The organism is Pseudomonas sp. NFX71 (assembly GCF_048079215.1).
Lineage (GTDB): Bacteria > Pseudomonadota > Gammaproteobacteria > Pseudomonadales > Pseudomonadaceae > Aquipseudomonas > Aquipseudomonas fluorescens_B.
On the sequence record NZ_CP182230.1, the window covers coordinates 4,839,613 to 4,855,806 of the forward strand.

Consider the following 16,194-nt stretch of genomic DNA (forward strand, 5'->3'; position numbering starts at 1 on the left):
GTGTGAAGGGTAAGCATAGACAATCCGCGGCCAGCACAAAGCAAATGTGGAAGCGGTCTCTCGACCGGCCACGGAATTGTGGCCGGGAGACTGATCCTAGTTGTCGTAACCGAGGTTCGGCGCCAACCAACGTTCGGTCACGCTCAACTCCTGGCCTTTGCGCGAGGTGTAGCTCTGCACCTGATCCTTGTCGACCTTGCCCACGGCGAAGTATTGCGCCTGCGGGTGAGCGAAGTACCAGCCGCTGACCGCCGCCGCCGGGAACATTGCGTAGTGCTCGGTGAGGAACACGCCGCTGCGCCCGGCCTGCATCTCGCTGGCTTCAGGGTCGAGCAAGGCGAACAGGGTGCTTTTCTCGGTGTGATCCGGGCAGGCCGGATAGCCGGGAGCAGGGCGGATGCCGGTGTATTGCTCTTTGATCAGCGCCTCGTTGTCGAGCGTCTCGTCCTTGGCGTAACCCCAATAATCCTTGCGGACCTGTTGGTGCAACCACTCGGCGCACGCCTCGGCCAAGCGGTCGGCCAAGGCCTTGACCATGATCGAGTTGTAATCGTCACCCGCGTCCTGATAAGCCTTGGCCACTTCTTCGGCGCCGATGCCGGCGGTGGTGATGAAGCCACCCACGTAGTCGGTGATTTCACTGTCCTTCGGCGCCACGAAGTCGGCCAGGGAGAAGTTCGGCTTGCCGTCGGTCTTGATGATCTGCTGACGCAGGTGATGCAGCTTGGCCAAGGGCTTGCCGTCATCGCCGTAGACTTCGATGTCGTCGTCACGCACCTGGTTGGCTGGCCAGAAACCGAACACCGCACGGGCGCTGATCAGTTTCTCGTCGATCAGCTTGGCGAGCATTTCCTGGGCATCGGCGTACAGCGCCGTAGCGGCTTCACCGACCACTTCGTCCTGGAGGATGCGCGGGAACTTGCCGGCCAGGTCCCAGGAGATGAAGAACGGCGTCCAGTCGATGTATTCGGCCAGGACTTTCAGGTCGATGTTGTCCAGCACTTTGGAACCGGTGAACGTCGGTTTGACCGGCGCATAGGTGCTCCAGTCGAACTGCGGCTTCTTGGCGATGGCGGCCGCATAGCTCAGGCGTTCGGTACGGGCACTGCGGTTGGCGGTGCGCTCGCGAACGTCGATGTATTCCAGGCGGGTCTTCTCGACGAACGCCGGTTTCAATTCCTTGGACAGCAACTGCGTCGCCACACCGACGGCGCGGGAGGCGTCGGTGACGTAAATCACCGCGTCGTTGCTGTACTTCGGCTCGATCTTCACCGCCGTGTGTGCCTTGGAGGTGGTCGCGCCGCCGATCATCAGCGGCAGGTGGAAGTCCTGGCGCTGCATCTCGCGGGCCACGTGGACCATTTCATCCAGCGAAGGCGTGATCAGACCGGACAGGCCGATGATGTCGCATTTCTGCTCCTTGGCCACTTGCAGGATCTTCTCTGCCGGCACCATCACGCCGAGGTCGACGATGTCATAGCCGTTACAGCCCAGCACCACGCCAACGATGTTCTTGCCGATGTCGTGCACGTCGCCTTTCACCGTGGCCATGAGGATCTTGCCCTTGGCTTCCGGCTTGTCGCCTTTTTCCAGTTCGATGAACGGGATCAAGTGGGCCACGGCCTGCTTCATCACGCGGGCGGATTTCACCACCTGCGGCAGGAACATTTTGCCGGCGCCGAACAGGTCGCCGACGATGTTCATGCCGGACATCAGCGGGCCTTCGATCACCTCGATCGGGCGCGCAAACGACTGGCGTGATTCTTCGGTGTCTTCGACGATGTGCGTGGTGATGCCCTTGACCAGTGCGTGCTCCAGACGCTTGTTGACGTCCCAGCCGCGCCACTCTTCGGTCTCGGCTTCCTTGACGCTGCCGTCGCCCTTGTACTTGTCGGCGATGGCGAGGAGGGCGTCGGTGCCTTCCGGGGTGCGGTTGAGGATCACGTCTTCGACGGCGTCGCGCAGTTCCACCGGGATCTGGTCGTAGATCTCCAGCTGGCCGGCGTTGACGATGCCCATGGTCAGGCCGTTGCGGATCGCATACAGCAGGAACACCGAGTGGATCGCCTCACGCACCGGGTTGTTGCCACGGAACGAGAAGGACACGTTGGACACGCCACCCGAGGTCAGCGCATACGGCAGTTCGTCGCGGATGTAGGCACAGGCGTTGATGAAGTCTACGGCGTAGTTGTTGTGTTCTTCGATGCCGGTGGCCACGGCGAAGATGTTCGGGTCGAAGATGATGTCTTCCGGCGGGAAGCCGACTTCGTTGACCAGAATGTCGTAGGAGCGTTTGCAGATCTCTTTCTTGCGCGCTTCGGTGTCGGCCTGGCCGGCTTCGTCGAAGGCCATTACGACAACGGCGGCGCCGTAGCGCTTGCACAGTTTGGCGTGATGAATGAACTGCTCTACGCCTTCCTTCATGCTGATCGAGTTGACGATGCCCTTGCCCTGGATGCACTTCAGGCCGGCTTCGATCACTTCCCACTTCGAGGAGTCGATCATGATCGGCACGCGGGAAATGTCCGGTTCACCGGCAATCAGATTGAGGAAGGTCACCATGGCCTTCTTCGAATCGAGCATCCCCTCGTCCATGTTGATGTCGATGATCTGCGCGCCGGCTTCAACCTGCTGCAGGGCGACTTCCAGGGCTTCGGTGTAGTTGTCTTCACGGATCAGTCGGGCGAACTTGGCCGAACCGGTGATGTTGGTGCGCTCACCAACGTTGACGAACAACGAGCTGCGATCGATGGTGAACGGCTCCAGGCCCGAGAGGCGGCAGGCCTTCGGAATGTCCGGGATTTCACGCGGTGCATAACCGGCGACGGCTTTGGCGATGGCTTCGATGTGGCCCGGCGTGGTGCCGCAGCAGCCGCCGACGATGTTGAGGAAGCCGCTTTGGGCGAATTCTTCGATGACCTTGGCCGTTTGCGACGGCAGTTCGTCGTACTCGCCGAATTCGTTCGGCAGGCCGGCGTTCGGGTGCGCGGAGACGTGGGTGCCGGCCTTGTTCGACAGCTCTTCGAGGTACGGGCGCAGTTCGCTGGCGCCGAGTGCGCAGTTCAGGCCGACGGAAATCGGTTTGGCGTGGGCCACGGAGTTCCAGAAGGCTTCGGTGGTCTGGCCCGACAGGGTGCGGCCGGAAGCGTCGGTGATGGTGCCGGAGATCATGATCGGCAGTTCGACGCCCAACGCTTCGAACACCCCTTGCACGGCGAAGATCGCGGCTTTGGCGTTCAGGGTGTCGAAGATGGTTTCGATCAGGATCAGGTCGGCGCCGCCTTCGATCAGGCCTTTGGTGGCCTCGGTGTAGTTCTCCACCAGCTCATCGAAGGTCACGTTGCGGTAGCCGGGGTTGTTCACGTCTGGCGACAGCGAGCAGGTGCGGCTGGTCGGGCCGAGCACGCCAGCGACGAAGCGCGGCTTGTCCGGGTTCTCGAGGGTTTTCGCATCGGCGATCTTGCGCGCCAGGCGAGCGCCTTCTACGTTCAGTTCGTAGGCCAGTTCTTCCATGCCGTAATCGGCCATGGAAATCCGGGTGGCGTTGAAGGTGTTGGTTTCCAGAATGTCCGCGCCGGCATCCAGGTAGGCTTTCTCGATGCCACCGATCACGTCAGGGCGCGTCAGCACCAACAGGTCGTTGTTGCCTTTGACATCGCTCGGCCAGTCGGCAAAGCGTTTGCCACGGTAATCCTGCTCCTCGAGCTTGTAGCTCTGGATCATCGTGCCCATACCGCCATCGAGAATCAGGATGCGCTCTTTAAGGGCGTGCTTGAGAGCTTGAAGGCGAATACTGCGATCGGACATTTGGACTACTCGGAAAGGCCATGACGAAGGGCCGGAATCATAGCAAACCTGTGCGCTTTTAGAGCATGTTCGGTTTTTGCATGAATATCGTTCATGTTGGTGTGGGCGCTGTCTCGGTAGAATCGCGGCGTTTTTTCAAGGATCGGGAACAGAGACATGTCGTATCGCGTCGTCATCAGCAGTGTATTGCTGGTTTTAAGCTGGGGCGCCGTGGCGCAGGATCCGGCAATTTCTGCTGCCATTTCCTACAGTCGCGACATCCAACCGATCTTCACCGAAAAGTGCGTGGCCTGCCATGCCTGCAATGACGCCCCCTGTCAGCTCAATCTGGGCAGTGGCGAAGGTGCTGCGCGCGGCGCGTCGAAAGTCTCGGTCTACGACGGCGAACGCAGCCAGGCTGCCGCACCGACCCGGTTGTTTTATGACGCGTTCGGCCAACACGCCTGGCAGCAAAAAGGCTTCTACCCGGTGCTCGACGCCCAGGGCAGCCAGGCCGCATTGATGGCGCGCATGCTGGAACTGGGTCACAAGACGCCTCTGACGCCCAACGCCAAATTGCCGGAAGACATCGTCCTGGGTCTGAACCGGGAAAACATATGCGCGATGCCGGCCGAATTCGGCGGTTACGCCAGCGCTCATCCGAAGGAAGGCATGCCGCTGGCGGTCACTGGCTTGACCGATCAGCAGTACCAGACCCTGCAACGCTGGCTGGCCTCGGGCGCGCCGATCGATGAACAGGGCTTGGTGCCGTCGACGAAAGAAGCCTTGCAGGTGGTGCAATGGGAAAACCTGCTCAACTCGCCGGGCGCCCGCCAGAGCCTGGTGGGGCGCTGGTTGTTCGAACACTGGTTCCTCGCCCACCTTTACTTCAAGGACGGCGAGCCGGGGCATTTCTTTCAGTGGGTACGTTCGCGCACGCCGACCGGCCAGCCGATTGACCTGATCAACACGCGCCGCCCGAATGACGATCCGGGCACGCAGGTGTATTACCGCTTGCGGTCGGTGCAGGGCGTGATCGTGCAGAAGACCCACATCACTTATCCGCTGAGCGCGGCGAAGATGGCGCGGATCAAAAGCCTGTTCTACAGCGGCAACTGGCAGGTCTACGCCTTGCCGGGTTACGGGCCGGAGCGCCGGGCCAACCCGTTCACCACGTTCGAAGCGATACCGGCGCAGGCGCGTTATCAGTTCATGCTCGATAACGCCGAGTACTTCGTGCGCACGTTTATCCGCGGGCCTGTGTGCCGCGGCCAGATTGCCACCGATGTGATTCGCGATAACTTCTGGGCGCTGTTCCAGGCGCCGGAACACGATCTCTACATCACTGACCCGAACTACCGCGGGCAAGCCACGCCATTGCTGGCGATGCCGGGCCAGAACGACGACGTCGGCAGTGTCCTGAGCCTGTGGCATGACTACCGCGACAAGCGCAACGAGTACGAGGCGCTGCGTCGCGACAGCTACGCCGATGCGCCGGCGCCGAGCTGGTCGACCTTGTGGGCTGGCAACGACAACGCGCTGCTGACCATCTTCCGTCATTTCGACAGCGCATCGGTGAACAAGGGCCTGATCGGTGACGTGCCGCAAACCATGTGGTTGTTCGATTTTCCACTGTTGGAGCGCACGTATTATCAGTTGGCGGTCAACTTCGATGTGTTCGGTAACGTCTCCCATCAAGCACAGACCCGCCTGTATTTCGACCTGATCCGCAACGGCGCCGAGCAGAATTTCCTGCGCCTGATGCCCGCCGATTCCCGGGACGACTTTCTCGACGACTGGTACCAGAGCGGCGGAAAATTCAAGATGTGGCTGGACTATGAAGCCATCGACAACGACAAGCCGACGGCGCTGAAACTCGACGAGAAAGACCCGAAGCGCGACTTTGCGATGCAGTTGCTGGCTCGCTATGGCGAGCTCAACGCCCATCCCGATCCGATCAACCGCTGCGACGGCGCGTATTGCTCGCGACCGAACATTGACCCGGCGTTACAGAGCGCCGAGCAGGCCTTGAGTCGCCTGGTGTCGCGTCCGGCAGCAGGCCTGAAGGTCATCGATCAACTGCCGGAAGCAACGATGTTGCGTATCGAGTCCAGGAGCGGCAAGCGCGAGGTCTACAGCCTGTTGCGCAACCGCGCGCACAGCAATGTGGCGTTCCTGTTGGGGGAATCGCTGCGGTATCAACCGGGGCTCGACACGCTCACCATTTTCCCCGGCGTACTCAGCAGTTACCCGAACTTCATGTTCAATATTCCGGCCGAGCAAGTGCCAGCTTTTGTAGAGGCGATGGAAAACGCCAAAGACGCCAACCGTTTCGAGAAAATCGTCGAGCGCTGGGGAATTCGCCGCAGCCATCCGCAGTTCTGGTTTTACTTCCATGACCTGAGCCAATACGTCCACGAAACCGACCCGGTGGAAGAGGGCGTGCTGGACATGAACCGCTACGAGAATCTTTGATCGACTTTTGACAGATGCCTGATGTCCCAATCTGAAGGCGCCGTAGAAACCCTGTGGGAGCGGTGGATGGCGGGACGGAACGGGAGGGCGGTCAATGTTGATTTCAGTACAGGCACTGCGCGCGCTCGCGGCCTGGACGGTGGTTTGTCACCATTTCATGCAGATTTTCTTCGACTTCAAGGCCCGTGGTCCGATCGGTCAGATGTTCATCGACAAGGGCGCGGTGGGCGTCGATGTCTTCTTCGTTATCAGTGGCCTAGTGATATTCCTCTCCACCGAGGGCAAGTCGCTGCCGCCGGGGCGGTTCCTGCTGTATCGGCTGTTTCGCATCGTGCCGGCGTATTGGCTGTACACGGTGCTGATGGCGCTGGTCGTGGTATTCGCACGACCGGTGCTACCGGATCAGACGGTCGACTGGTCGCATTTCCTTCTGTCGTTGCTGTTCATTCCTACGGAAAATCCCGGCGGATACGGGATATATCCGACGCTCAATGTCGGCTGGACCCTTAACTACGAAATGCTCTTCTACCTGCTGTTTGCCTGGGCGTTGCTGTTCCGTTTGCAGGCACGGTTGCTGATCGTCGCGGCGCTGCTGTTTGCGGTGTGTCAGGCGTGGACTGGCTATGGCTGGATCAGCGAGTTTTACCGCTCGGACATCGTTTATGAGTTTCTGCTGGGGATTGCCATCGGCATGATCTACCGCCGTGGCTGGATCAAGCCCGCGCTATGGCTGCCATTGTTGGGGATTGGCGCTGCGCTGCTGGCGATTTATTACCTGGCGCCGCAGCCGCGGTTTTTCGCCTGGGGCCTGCCGAGCGCATTGCTGGTGATGGCGTGCATGGCGCTGGAGCGCTTTTTCGCGAACAGTCGGGTGTTCAAACTGCTCGGCGATTGTTCCTACTCGGTGTACCTGATGCACGTGTTGGTGCTGTCTGCCGGAGGATTTGTCGCACAGCGTTATGGCGTAAACCCCTACGTGATGTTCGCCGTTTGCGTCGCGACCATTGGCCTGGCGTCGTGGGCAAGTTACGAATGGGTGGAAAAAAGCAGCTATCGGTGGCTTAAAGCGAGGATTGACGGCGAAACGTCTGATCGGGGCGAACTGGCGCTTTCCCGACAAAAATACTAGGACTTTGTACGGCGCGATGATTGGCGTAAACTGCGCCCAAGCCTGCGAGGAGTTTCCATGACCGCTATTACCATCACCGACGCCGCCCACGATTACCTGGCTGATCTGCTCTCCAAGCAGAACACCCCGGGCATCGGCATCCGCGTCTTTATCACACAGCCTGGCACCCAGTACGCCGAGACCTGCATTGCCTACTGCAAGCCGGGCGAAGAAAAACCCGAAGACACTGCGCTGGGGCTGAAAAGCTTCACCGCTTACATCGACTCGTTCAGCGAAGCTTTCCTGGACGATGCGGTGGTCGACTACGCCACCGACCGCATGGGCGGCCAGCTGACCATCAAGGCGCCAAACGCCAAAGTCCCGATGGTCAATGCCGACAGCCCGGTCAACGAGCGCATCAACTACTACCTGCAAACCGAGATCAACCCGGGGCTCGCCAGCCACGGCGGTCAGGTCAGCCTGATCGATGTGGTCGACGACGGCATCGCCGTGTTGAAGTTCGGCGGCGGTTGCCAGGGCTGCGGCCAGGCAGACGTCACCCTTCGCGAAGGCATCGAGCGCACCTTGCTCGAGCGCGTTCCCGAGCTCAAGGGTGTGCGTGACGTGACCGACCATACGCAGAAAGAAAACGCCTACTACTAAGGTGTTCGCTGCAAACATAAAAAACGGCGCCCCGTGAGCGCCGTTTTTTATGGGTGATCGGTTACCTGTGGCGAGGGGATTTATCCCCGTTCGGTGGCGAAGCCGCCGCCAAACCAGCTTGCGGGGTGTGTCTGAAAGGATGATGGGGTCGCTTCGCGTCCCAACGGGGATAAATCCCCTCGCCACAGGGTTTGGTTTGGCTCAAGGTCTATAGAGATGTGCATGTCCGGCCCGGTAAAGCGATGACTCACTGAAGTGATCGCTACCCAACACCCGGCCCACCAGAATCAGCGCTGTACGCCGAAACCCCTTCGCCTCAACCTTCCCGGCAATGTCCGCAATCGTCCCCACCACCCAGTCCTGGTCCGGCCAGGTCGCCCGGTGAATTACCGCAATCGGACAGTCCGCGCCGTAATGCGGCAGCAATTCAACCAGGATTTTCTCCAGATGATTGACCCCAAGATGGATCGCCATGGTCGCCCCATGTTGCGCCAGACTGCCGAGCTCTTCACCCGCGGGCATCGCCGTCTTGTCGGCGTAGCGAGTCAGAATCACGCTCTGTGACACGTCCGGCAACGTTAGCTCCGCACCCAAAAGCGCTGCACAGGCCGCCGTGGCCGTGACACCAGGAATGATTTCAAACGGAATATCGAGCTCACGCAGGTAGCGAATCTGTTCGCCGATCGCGCCATAAAGGCTTGGGTCGCCAGAATGCACACGCGCCACATCCTGGCCATTGGCATGGGCAGTCTTGATCAGTTCGATGATCTGTTCCAGATGCAGTTCGGCGCTGTTGACCACCTGTTCGGCATTATGGCCTTCCAGTACGGCGGCAGGCACCAGGGAGCCGGCGTAGATGATCACCGGGCAACTGCGGATCAGCCTCTGGCCTTTGACGGTGATCAGTTCCGGGTCGCCGGGACCTGCGCCAATGAAGTAGACGGTCATCGTCGTTTCCTGTCAGAAAAAGGGCCTGGGCAAGGCTTCAGATGAAGATTGCTCATGATCGAAGGCGGGGATTATCGAGGATTTTACGCGGCGCACGCCAATGCCAGGGTGGCCTGGGCGTATTTCTGTCGCGAGATCAGCAGTTTTGCCGGTGCCTGAGCCAGTTGTTCAGCGAGGGCGAGGGCGGCGCTTTCGGCTACGCCATAGCAGCCAGTGCGCTCAAAAGCGATGTCCGAGCGGTGGCTGAGTTGTGGTTGATAACCGGCCAGTTGCTCACTGCTGAAATACATCAAGGGCAGCGCGAGTTGTGCGGCGAGCTCGATCAGGCCAGGTTCGTCGCGCTTCAGGTCGATGCTGGCCAGGGCCTTGATCTGGTGAAGTCCGATTTGATGCGCCTGTAACGCCTGATCGAGTAACGCCCGCAGCGTGCTGACAGGGCAGCCGCGCTGGCAGCCCAGGCCGACCACTAAAGTCGGCGCTGTGCTGGTCTGCGTCATGCGTGGTATTGGCCATCGCTTTTGCGGCGGAACAACCAGGCACTGATCAGGCCCAGGGCCAGCCAGAACGCCACGTTGGTCAGCTGCGAAGCGATTTTGAACTGGGCTTCCAGGGCTTCCGGCGCGAGCATCGAGTGCACTTCCGGTTGCGGGGCGCCAATGACGTGGGGAACGGCGAGAATCGCCACGCCCAGTACCTTCATCAGCCAGTGACGGCTGAACACGATCAGCGCGATGCCGACGGCGGTCGACGCTGCCGTGCCAATCCACCAGATTTGCCGTTGTGCCAGGTCCGCCGCGGCAGTGCCCGGCAGTTCCGGTGGCAGGCCGAGTGTCGGCGCCAGTACAAACGTCGCGTAACCGGCCAGGCCCCAGAGCAGGCCCTGGGAGGTTTTGGTCGGCGCACGCAAGGTGTAGAGGCCGGCGAGCATCAGGGCGAAACCTACGGCTACCACCAGGTTGCCGCCGGTCGTCGACAGCACGCGCTGCCAGCCGTCTTCCGGTTCCCAGGCTTCGGCATCGTGGGCGTGAGCGGCGGTGCCAGCGGCGTGCTCATGGACTTGAACAGCGGCCGGCTCGGATTGTTCGTAAGTCTCGGCCTGCAAAATCAGCGGTGCGACCCAGAAGCTTTGCAGCAGGGTCAGCAACAGGGCGGCCAGCAGCCCGGTGAAGCCTGCGGTTTGCGCGATACGCTTGATCATGTCGACAGGTCTCAATGGCACGGGAAGGCGGAGCTGTGACGGGTATCGTGCGCGGCATTGTGCACGGCTTCGATGTGCGAGAAACCGGCAAAATACACGAGGCACGCGCCAAGGATCGATGCGCATACGGCAGCGGTCAGGCGTTGGGTCAGGGTCGTGGTGGTGCTGGCGGTGCTCTTATCGGTGTTGCTGCCGGTGCTGCTGATGATCGACATGGCGCTTCCCTCTGGTCTGTCAGCGGGTGAATAGAGCGCATGGAAGACCCCTGCGAATCGGGCTCGCAGAGGTTCAAACAGCGCCCGCCCACCGCGGGTTTGTTATTCAGTGAACGTAATCGTCACTTTGTGTTGCGGGCCGGTCTCCGGGCTCGCGAGGGGCTTTGGCATCAGCCGAAACCTGCAAGCGTCACCTTCCCATGCCGAACTGCTGGCACAGTGGATCTGACGCTTCGCTCGCTTACCGTTGCGGGGGCAGCACCGGACTGACATGGCTTTGAGTAAAGCACATGATTCACCGGTTTCCCGTTTCACCCTGTGAAGGGCACCCGTAACAAGGCGTGTAGGAGAGCATGGGCGGGGGTTGGGCGTCAATTGGCAAGGGTTCTCAACTCGGGGGCAAGGGCAAGGAGTGTTACCTGTGGCGAGGGGATTGCAATCAACTGACGGACATTGACCCGCCCACGCACCATGCGTAGCCTTGCGCTTTCGAGGTTCTTCGGCGTTTGCCGAAGCTAAGAAGGGAACGCGGTCGATGCCGCGGCTGCCCCCGCAACTGTGAACGGTGATGTTCGCTGCCACGCCACTGCACGCTCCAGCCCTGGAGCCCGCGGGAAGGCGCAGCCAACGCCAGTCTAGCGACAGGCACACCGTCAGCCAGGAGACCTGCCTCGACACGAATTCTCACTACAACCGGGCGGGGTGATCCGGTGGCGAAATCTTCCGCGCGCCTGCCTGTGCAGCCGCGGTCGTCGTCCCGTATGCCCGCCACCTTGCCAAAGGGCATCCGATGAAAACACTGGCCAAACTCCCCGTCACCATCGTTACCGGCTTCCTCGGCTCGGGCAAAACCACTTTGCTGCGGCACATGCTCGACAACGCTCAGGGCCGCCGCATCGCGGTGATCGTCAACGAGTTCGGCGAACTGGGCATCGACGGCGAAATCCTCAAGCAATGCTCGATCGGTTGCACCGAAGAAGAAGCCAACGGCCGGGTCTATGAGCTGGCCAACGGCTGCCTGTGCTGCACCGTCCAGGAAGAATTCTTCCCGGTGATGCGCGAACTGGTCGCCCGTCGCGGCGACCTCGACCACATCCTGATCGAAACCTCCGGCCTGGCCCTGCCAAAGCCTTTGGTGCAAGCCTTCCAGTGGCCGGAAATCCGCAGCGCCTGCACGGTTGACGCGGTGATCACCGTCGTCGACAGCCCGGCCGTTGCCGCCGGCACGTTCGCGGCCTTCCCGGACCAGGTCGACGCCCAGCGTAAACTCGACCCGAACCTGGACCACGAATCGCCCCTGCACGAGTTGTTCGCCGACCAACTGGCCAGCGCCGACCTGGTGATTCTCAACAAGGCCGACCTGATCAGCCCCGAAGACCTGGCCCGCGTGCGCCTTGAAGTCGCCGAAGAACTGCCGCCCGCGGTGAAAGTCATCGAAGCCAGCAGCGGTCGCCTGCCACTGGACGTGCTGATCGGCCTCGGCGCCGGTTCCGAAGAGCACATCGACGGCCGTCACAGCCATCATGATCACCACCATGAAGGCGAAGATGATCACGATCACGACGCGTTCGACTCCATTTCCATCGAACTGCCACAAGCCGACGAAAGCCTGCTGATGGACGCGCTGACCCAACTGGTGGTCAAGCACGGCATCCTGCGGGTCAAGGGTTTCGCTGCCATCCCGAACAAACCGATGCGTCTGCTGATCCAGGGCGTGGGCACGCGTTTCGACAAGCACTTCGACCGTCAGTGGGGCGCCGACGAAGCGCGCACCACGCGTCTGGTGTTGATCGGTCAGGAGCTGGACGCCGGGCAACTCGAAGCGCAATTGCGCGCTGCGCTCAGCGTTTAACCCATGCACCTGCTCAGGACCCAGCCCGGCGGTTTCGTGTCGGACGACAACATTGCCGACCTTGGACAAACCCCCGCCGAGCTGGTGATCCTGTGCAGCGGCGATTCCAGCCTGGCGTTGCTCGCCGAAGCGGCGCAGCAGTTGCCGGACGATTACCCGAGTGTGCGTCTGGCCAACCCGATGCAGGTGCAGAACCACGCCTCGGTCGACTTGTATGTCGATGAAGTACTGCGCCATGCCAAGGTGATTCTGATTTCGTTGCACGGCGGCATTGCCTATTGGCGTTACGGCGTCGAGCGTCTGGTCGAGCTTTCGCAACGCGGCGTGCAGCTGATTCTGGTGCCCGGCGATGATCGCCCGGACCCGGAACTCAGCGACCTGAGCACGGTGAAACCTGAGGACCGTGATCGACTCTGGCATTACCTGCGCCAGGGCGGCATGACCAACGCTCTCGATCTGTTTCGCTGCCTGGCCAATCGCTGGCTGGACCGCGACTATGCGTGGGCCGAGCCACAAACCCTGCCGCGTACGGCGATCTACCACCCGCAAAAAAGCCCCGCCGCATTGAGTGATTGGCAGGCCGACTGGCAGGCCGGGCAACCGGTGGCAGCGGTGCTGTTTTACCGCTCGCATTTGCAGGCGGCGAACACTGCGTTCATTGATATTTTCTGCCAGCGTTTGCAAGCGGCGGGGTTAAATCCCTTGCCGATTGCCGTGGCCAGTTTGAAGGAGCCCGGCTGCCTGACGGTGGTCGAGGACTGGCTGGATGAAGTCGAAGCAGGGGTGATTCTCAACACCACCGGTTTCGCCCAGTCCAGCCCCGAAGCCCCGCACTTGCGACCGTTTCGCCGCAACATCCCGGTGATCCAGGCGATCTGCGCCCAGGACAACGAACCCGGTTGGCGGGCCAGCGAACAGGGCCTCGGCCCGCGGGATCTGGCGATGCACATCGCGCTGCCGGAACTGGACGGGCGGATCATCAGCCGCCCGATCAGCTTCAAGGACCTGGCGTGGCGCAGCGAGCGCAGTCAGTCCGATGTGGTGTGCTACCGGCCACAACCGGAGCGCATGGATTTTGTCGCCGAACTGGCGCGGCGCTGGATCGATCTGGCGCGGGTGCCGAACAGTGAAAAACGCATCGCCCTGATCCTCGCCAATTACCCGACCCGTGACGGGCGCATTGGCAATGGCGTCGGCCTCGATACACCTGCTGCCGCGTTGAATATCCTCCGTGCGTTGCACACACAAGGTTATCCGCTGCCTGTTGAATTGCCGGACAGCGGCACCGCGTTGATCCAGCAATTGCTTGGCGGTGTCAGCAACGATCTCGACACCCTCGACCAGCGTCCGTGTCATCAAAGCCTGGCGCTGGACGACTACAACTCGATGCTCGACGCCTTGCCCGAGGCCAATCGCCAGGCCGTGCTGGAACGCTGGGGCACGCCCGAAAGCGATCCGATGTTCCGCGGCGGACGGATGATGATCGCCGGGCTGCGTTTAGGCCTGACCTTCATCGGCATTCAGCCGGCGCGCGGTTATCAGGTCGATCCGAGCGCGGTCTATCACGACCCGGACCTGGTGCCGCCCCACGGCTACCTGGCGTTCTATTTCTGGTTGCGCAACACCTATGGCGCTCACGGCGTGATCCACGTCGGCAAGCACGGCAACCTCGAATGGCTGCCGGGCAAAGGCGTGGGGCTGTCGGAGAACTGCTGGCCGGACGCGTTGCTCGGGCCGCTGCCGAACATCTACCCGTTTATCGTCAACGATCCGGGCGAGGGCGCCCAGGCCAAGCGTCGCACACAAGCGGTGATCATCGATCACCTGATGCCACCGCTGACCCGTGCCGAGACCTACGGCCCGCTGCGCAACCTTGAGTTGCTGGCCGACGAATATTACGAAGCGCAATTGCTGGATCCGCGTCGCGCCCGCGAATTGCAGCGCGACATCCTGCAACTGGTGCGCGACACGCACATCGACCGCGAGCTGCAGCTGGACGAGAAGCTCGACAGCGATGCTGACGCGGCAATCTGGTTGCCGCGCCTCGACACCTACCTGTGCGATTTGAAGGAGTCGCAGATCCGTGACGGCCTGCACATCTTTGGCGAGTCGCCTTCCGGGCGTTTGCGCATTGATACGTTGTTGGCGTTGTTACGCATTCCTCGTGGCGATGGCCGTGGGGCGCAATCAAGTCTGTTGCGGGCGTTGGCCAAGGCTTTCGAGTTGGGTTTCGATCCGCTGGATTGTGCATTGGCCGAGCCGTGGGCCGGGCCTCGGCCGGATGCCTTGTCAGCGATCAGCGATGAACTTTGGCGTACGGCAGGCGATACCCGCGAACGCTTGGAACTGTTCGCCGCGCAACTGATCGAGCACACCCTGAATACCGACCCCGAACCCCGCGAGAACGAGCCTCTGTGGCGAGGGAGCTTGCTCCCGTTGGTTCGCGAAGCGGACCCAAAAAATGAGACTGCTGCGCAGTCCAGCGGGAGCAAGCTTCCTCGCCACACAAGCCTGTTCACCAAGAAGGCGGGTTGGGATGAGGTCAACGCCATCCTCGACAACCTGCACGAAGTGGTCGCACCTCGACTCGACGCCTGCGGCCCGGCTGAAATGCGCGGTCTGCTTGACGCCCTCGGCGGTCGTTTTGTTCCGGCCGGCCCTAGCGGCGCGCCGAGTCGCGGTCGCCTGGATGTGCTGCCGACCGGGCGCAATTTCTATTCAGTGGACGTGCGCAACCTGCCGACCACCACCGCGTGGCGCATCGGTTTCCAGTCGGCGAACCTGATTCTTGAGCGGCACTTGCAGGATCACGGTGATCACCTGCGTCAGCTCGGCCTGTCGGTCTGGGGCACTGCGACCATGCGCACCGGCGGCGATGACATCGCCCAAGCCATGGCGCTGATGGGCGTGCGCCCGGTCTGGGCGACGGGCAGTCAGCGCGTCGATGATTTCGAGATTCTGCCGCTGAGCTTGCTGGACCGTCCGCGGGTCGACGTGACCTTGCGTGTGTCCGGTTTCTTCCGTGATGCGTTTGCCAATCTGATCCGTCTGTTCGACGCCGCTGTGCAAGCGGTCGCCGCGCTGGATGAGCCGGAGGATCTTAATCCATTGGCTGCCAAGGTCCGCGCCGAGCGTGAAACGCTGCTGCAATCAGGGCTCGATGAGGAGGCGGCCAGGCGTCAGGCCGGTTGGCGCATCTTCGGCGCGAAACCCGGTGCCTACGGCGCGGGTGTGCAAGGCGCCATCGACGGTCGGTTGTGGCAAAGCCGCGATGACTTGGCAGAGGTGTACCTGAACTGGGGCGGTTACGCTTACGGCGGTTCCGACGAAGGCACTGCCGCCCGCGACCAGTTCGCTCAACGCCTGAGCCAGGTTCAGGCCGTGCTGCAAAACCAGGACAACCGCGAGCATGACTTGCTCGATTCCAACGACTATTACCAGTTCCAGGGCGGCATGCTCGCCGCCGTAGAAAGCCTGAGCGGCGAAGCGGCGGCCAGTTACCATGGCGATCACAGCCAGCCGGACTTGCCGAAGATTCGCACGTTGAAGGAAGAACTGAACCGGGTGATCCGCTCGCGGGCGGCCAACCCGAAGTGGATCGACGGCGTGAAGCGTCACGGCTACAAAGGCGCGTTTGAATTGGCGGCGACGGTCGATAACCTGTTTGCCTTCGACGCGACGACGCAGCTGATTGACGATCACCAGTACGCGTTGCTGGCCGATGCTTATTTGCTGGACCCGGCGACGCGGGATTTTGTTCGCGAACATAATCCGCATGCCTTGCGCGACATGACCGAACGGATGCTGGAAGCACAGCAGCGCGGGATGTGGAAGGAGCCGGGCGAATACCGCGAGGCGCTGGAGAATGTGTTGCTGGACATAGAAGAAGACACTTGATGCAAACCGTGAACCCTGTGGCGAGGGAGCTTGCTCCCGGCGGGCTGCGCAG

The 16,194-nt window shown here is 61.5% G+C and carries 10 protein-coding genes and 2 riboswitches; of the genes, 5 read left to right on the forward strand and 5 right to left on the reverse strand.

The window, feature by feature from the left end; genetic code table 11:
• Positions 1 to 96 precede the first annotated feature (96 nt).
• Entirely contained in the window at positions 97 to 3,807 is a 3,711-nt protein-coding gene (gene metH, locus ACM1ZW_RS22680) for a methionine synthase (RefSeq protein WP_414883618.1), read from the reverse strand.
• Between the two features lie 156 nt (positions 3,808 to 3,963).
• Between metH and ACM1ZW_RS22685 the strand changes: the two genes are divergently transcribed.
• The 3 genes from ACM1ZW_RS22685 (at position 3,964) to nfuA (ending at position 8,032) form a co-directional block, all read left to right on the forward strand.
• The gene (locus tag ACM1ZW_RS22685) at positions 3,964 to 6,261 is read left to right on the forward strand and encodes a fatty acid cis/trans isomerase (RefSeq protein WP_416739396.1); all 2,298 of its coding nucleotides are present in this window, start codon (positions 3,964 to 3,966) and stop codon (positions 6,259 to 6,261) included.
• Between the two features lie 94 nt (positions 6,262 to 6,355).
• The gene (locus ACM1ZW_RS22690) at positions 6,356 to 7,390 is read left to right on the forward strand and encodes an acyltransferase family protein (protein ID WP_414879767.1); all 1,035 of its coding nucleotides are present in this window, start codon (positions 6,356 to 6,358) and stop codon (positions 7,388 to 7,390) included.
• Positions 7,391 to 7,447: 57 nt separating this feature from the next.
• Positions 7,448 to 8,032, forward strand: a complete 585-nt coding sequence (gene nfuA / locus ACM1ZW_RS22695) for a Fe-S biogenesis protein NfuA (RefSeq protein WP_017339169.1) — start codon at positions 7,448 to 7,450, stop codon at positions 8,030 to 8,032.
• A 201-nt stretch (positions 8,033 to 8,233) separates the two neighbouring features.
• Here the strand turns inward: nfuA and cobM are convergent, their stop codons facing one another.
• The 4 genes from cobM to ACM1ZW_RS22715 form a co-directional block, all read right to left on the reverse strand.
• Positions 8,234 to 8,980 carry a precorrin-4 C(11)-methyltransferase gene (cobM, locus tag ACM1ZW_RS22700; protein ID WP_017339168.1) on the reverse strand — a complete coding sequence of 249 codons (747 nt, stop codon included), beginning with the start codon at positions 8,978 to 8,980 and terminating at the stop codon, positions 8,234 to 8,236.
• An 83-nt stretch (positions 8,981 to 9,063) separates the two neighbouring features.
• Entirely contained in the window at positions 9,064 to 9,477 is a 414-nt protein-coding gene (locus tag ACM1ZW_RS22705; RefSeq protein ID WP_017339167.1) for a cobalamin biosynthesis protein, read from the reverse strand.
• A complete protein-coding gene (locus ACM1ZW_RS22710) occupies positions 9,474 to 10,178 on the reverse strand; it encodes a CbtA family protein (RefSeq protein WP_416739397.1) in 705 nt (234 codons plus the stop codon). The genes ACM1ZW_RS22705 and ACM1ZW_RS22710 overlap by 4 nt, the downstream gene beginning before the upstream one ends.
• An 11-nt stretch (positions 10,179 to 10,189) precedes the next feature.
• Positions 10,190 to 10,393 (reverse strand): CbtB domain-containing protein, encoded by a 204-nt coding sequence (locus tag ACM1ZW_RS22715; RefSeq protein WP_017339165.1) that lies wholly within the window; start codon positions 10,391 to 10,393, stop codon positions 10,190 to 10,192.
• Positions 10,394 to 10,512: 119 nt separating this feature from the next.
• Positions 10,513 to 10,741, reverse strand: a riboswitch (cobalamin riboswitch).
• Positions 10,742 to 10,868: 127 nt separating this feature from the next.
• Positions 10,869 to 11,082, forward strand: a riboswitch (cobalamin riboswitch).
• A gap of 101 nt (positions 11,083 to 11,183) precedes the next feature.
• On the opposite strand from ACM1ZW_RS22715, the gene cobW reads away from it, so the two are divergent.
• A complete protein-coding gene (gene cobW / locus ACM1ZW_RS22720; protein ID WP_414879765.1) occupies positions 11,184 to 12,245 on the forward strand; it encodes a cobalamin biosynthesis protein CobW in 1,062 nt (353 codons plus the stop codon).
• Positions 12,246 to 12,248: 3 nt separating this feature from the next.
• Positions 12,249 to 16,142 carry a cobaltochelatase subunit CobN gene (gene cobN, locus ACM1ZW_RS22725; RefSeq protein ID WP_416739398.1) on the forward strand — a complete coding sequence of 1,298 codons (3,894 nt, stop codon included), beginning with the start codon at positions 12,249 to 12,251 and terminating at the stop codon, positions 16,140 to 16,142.
• Positions 16,143 to 16,194: the final 52 nt, after the last annotated feature.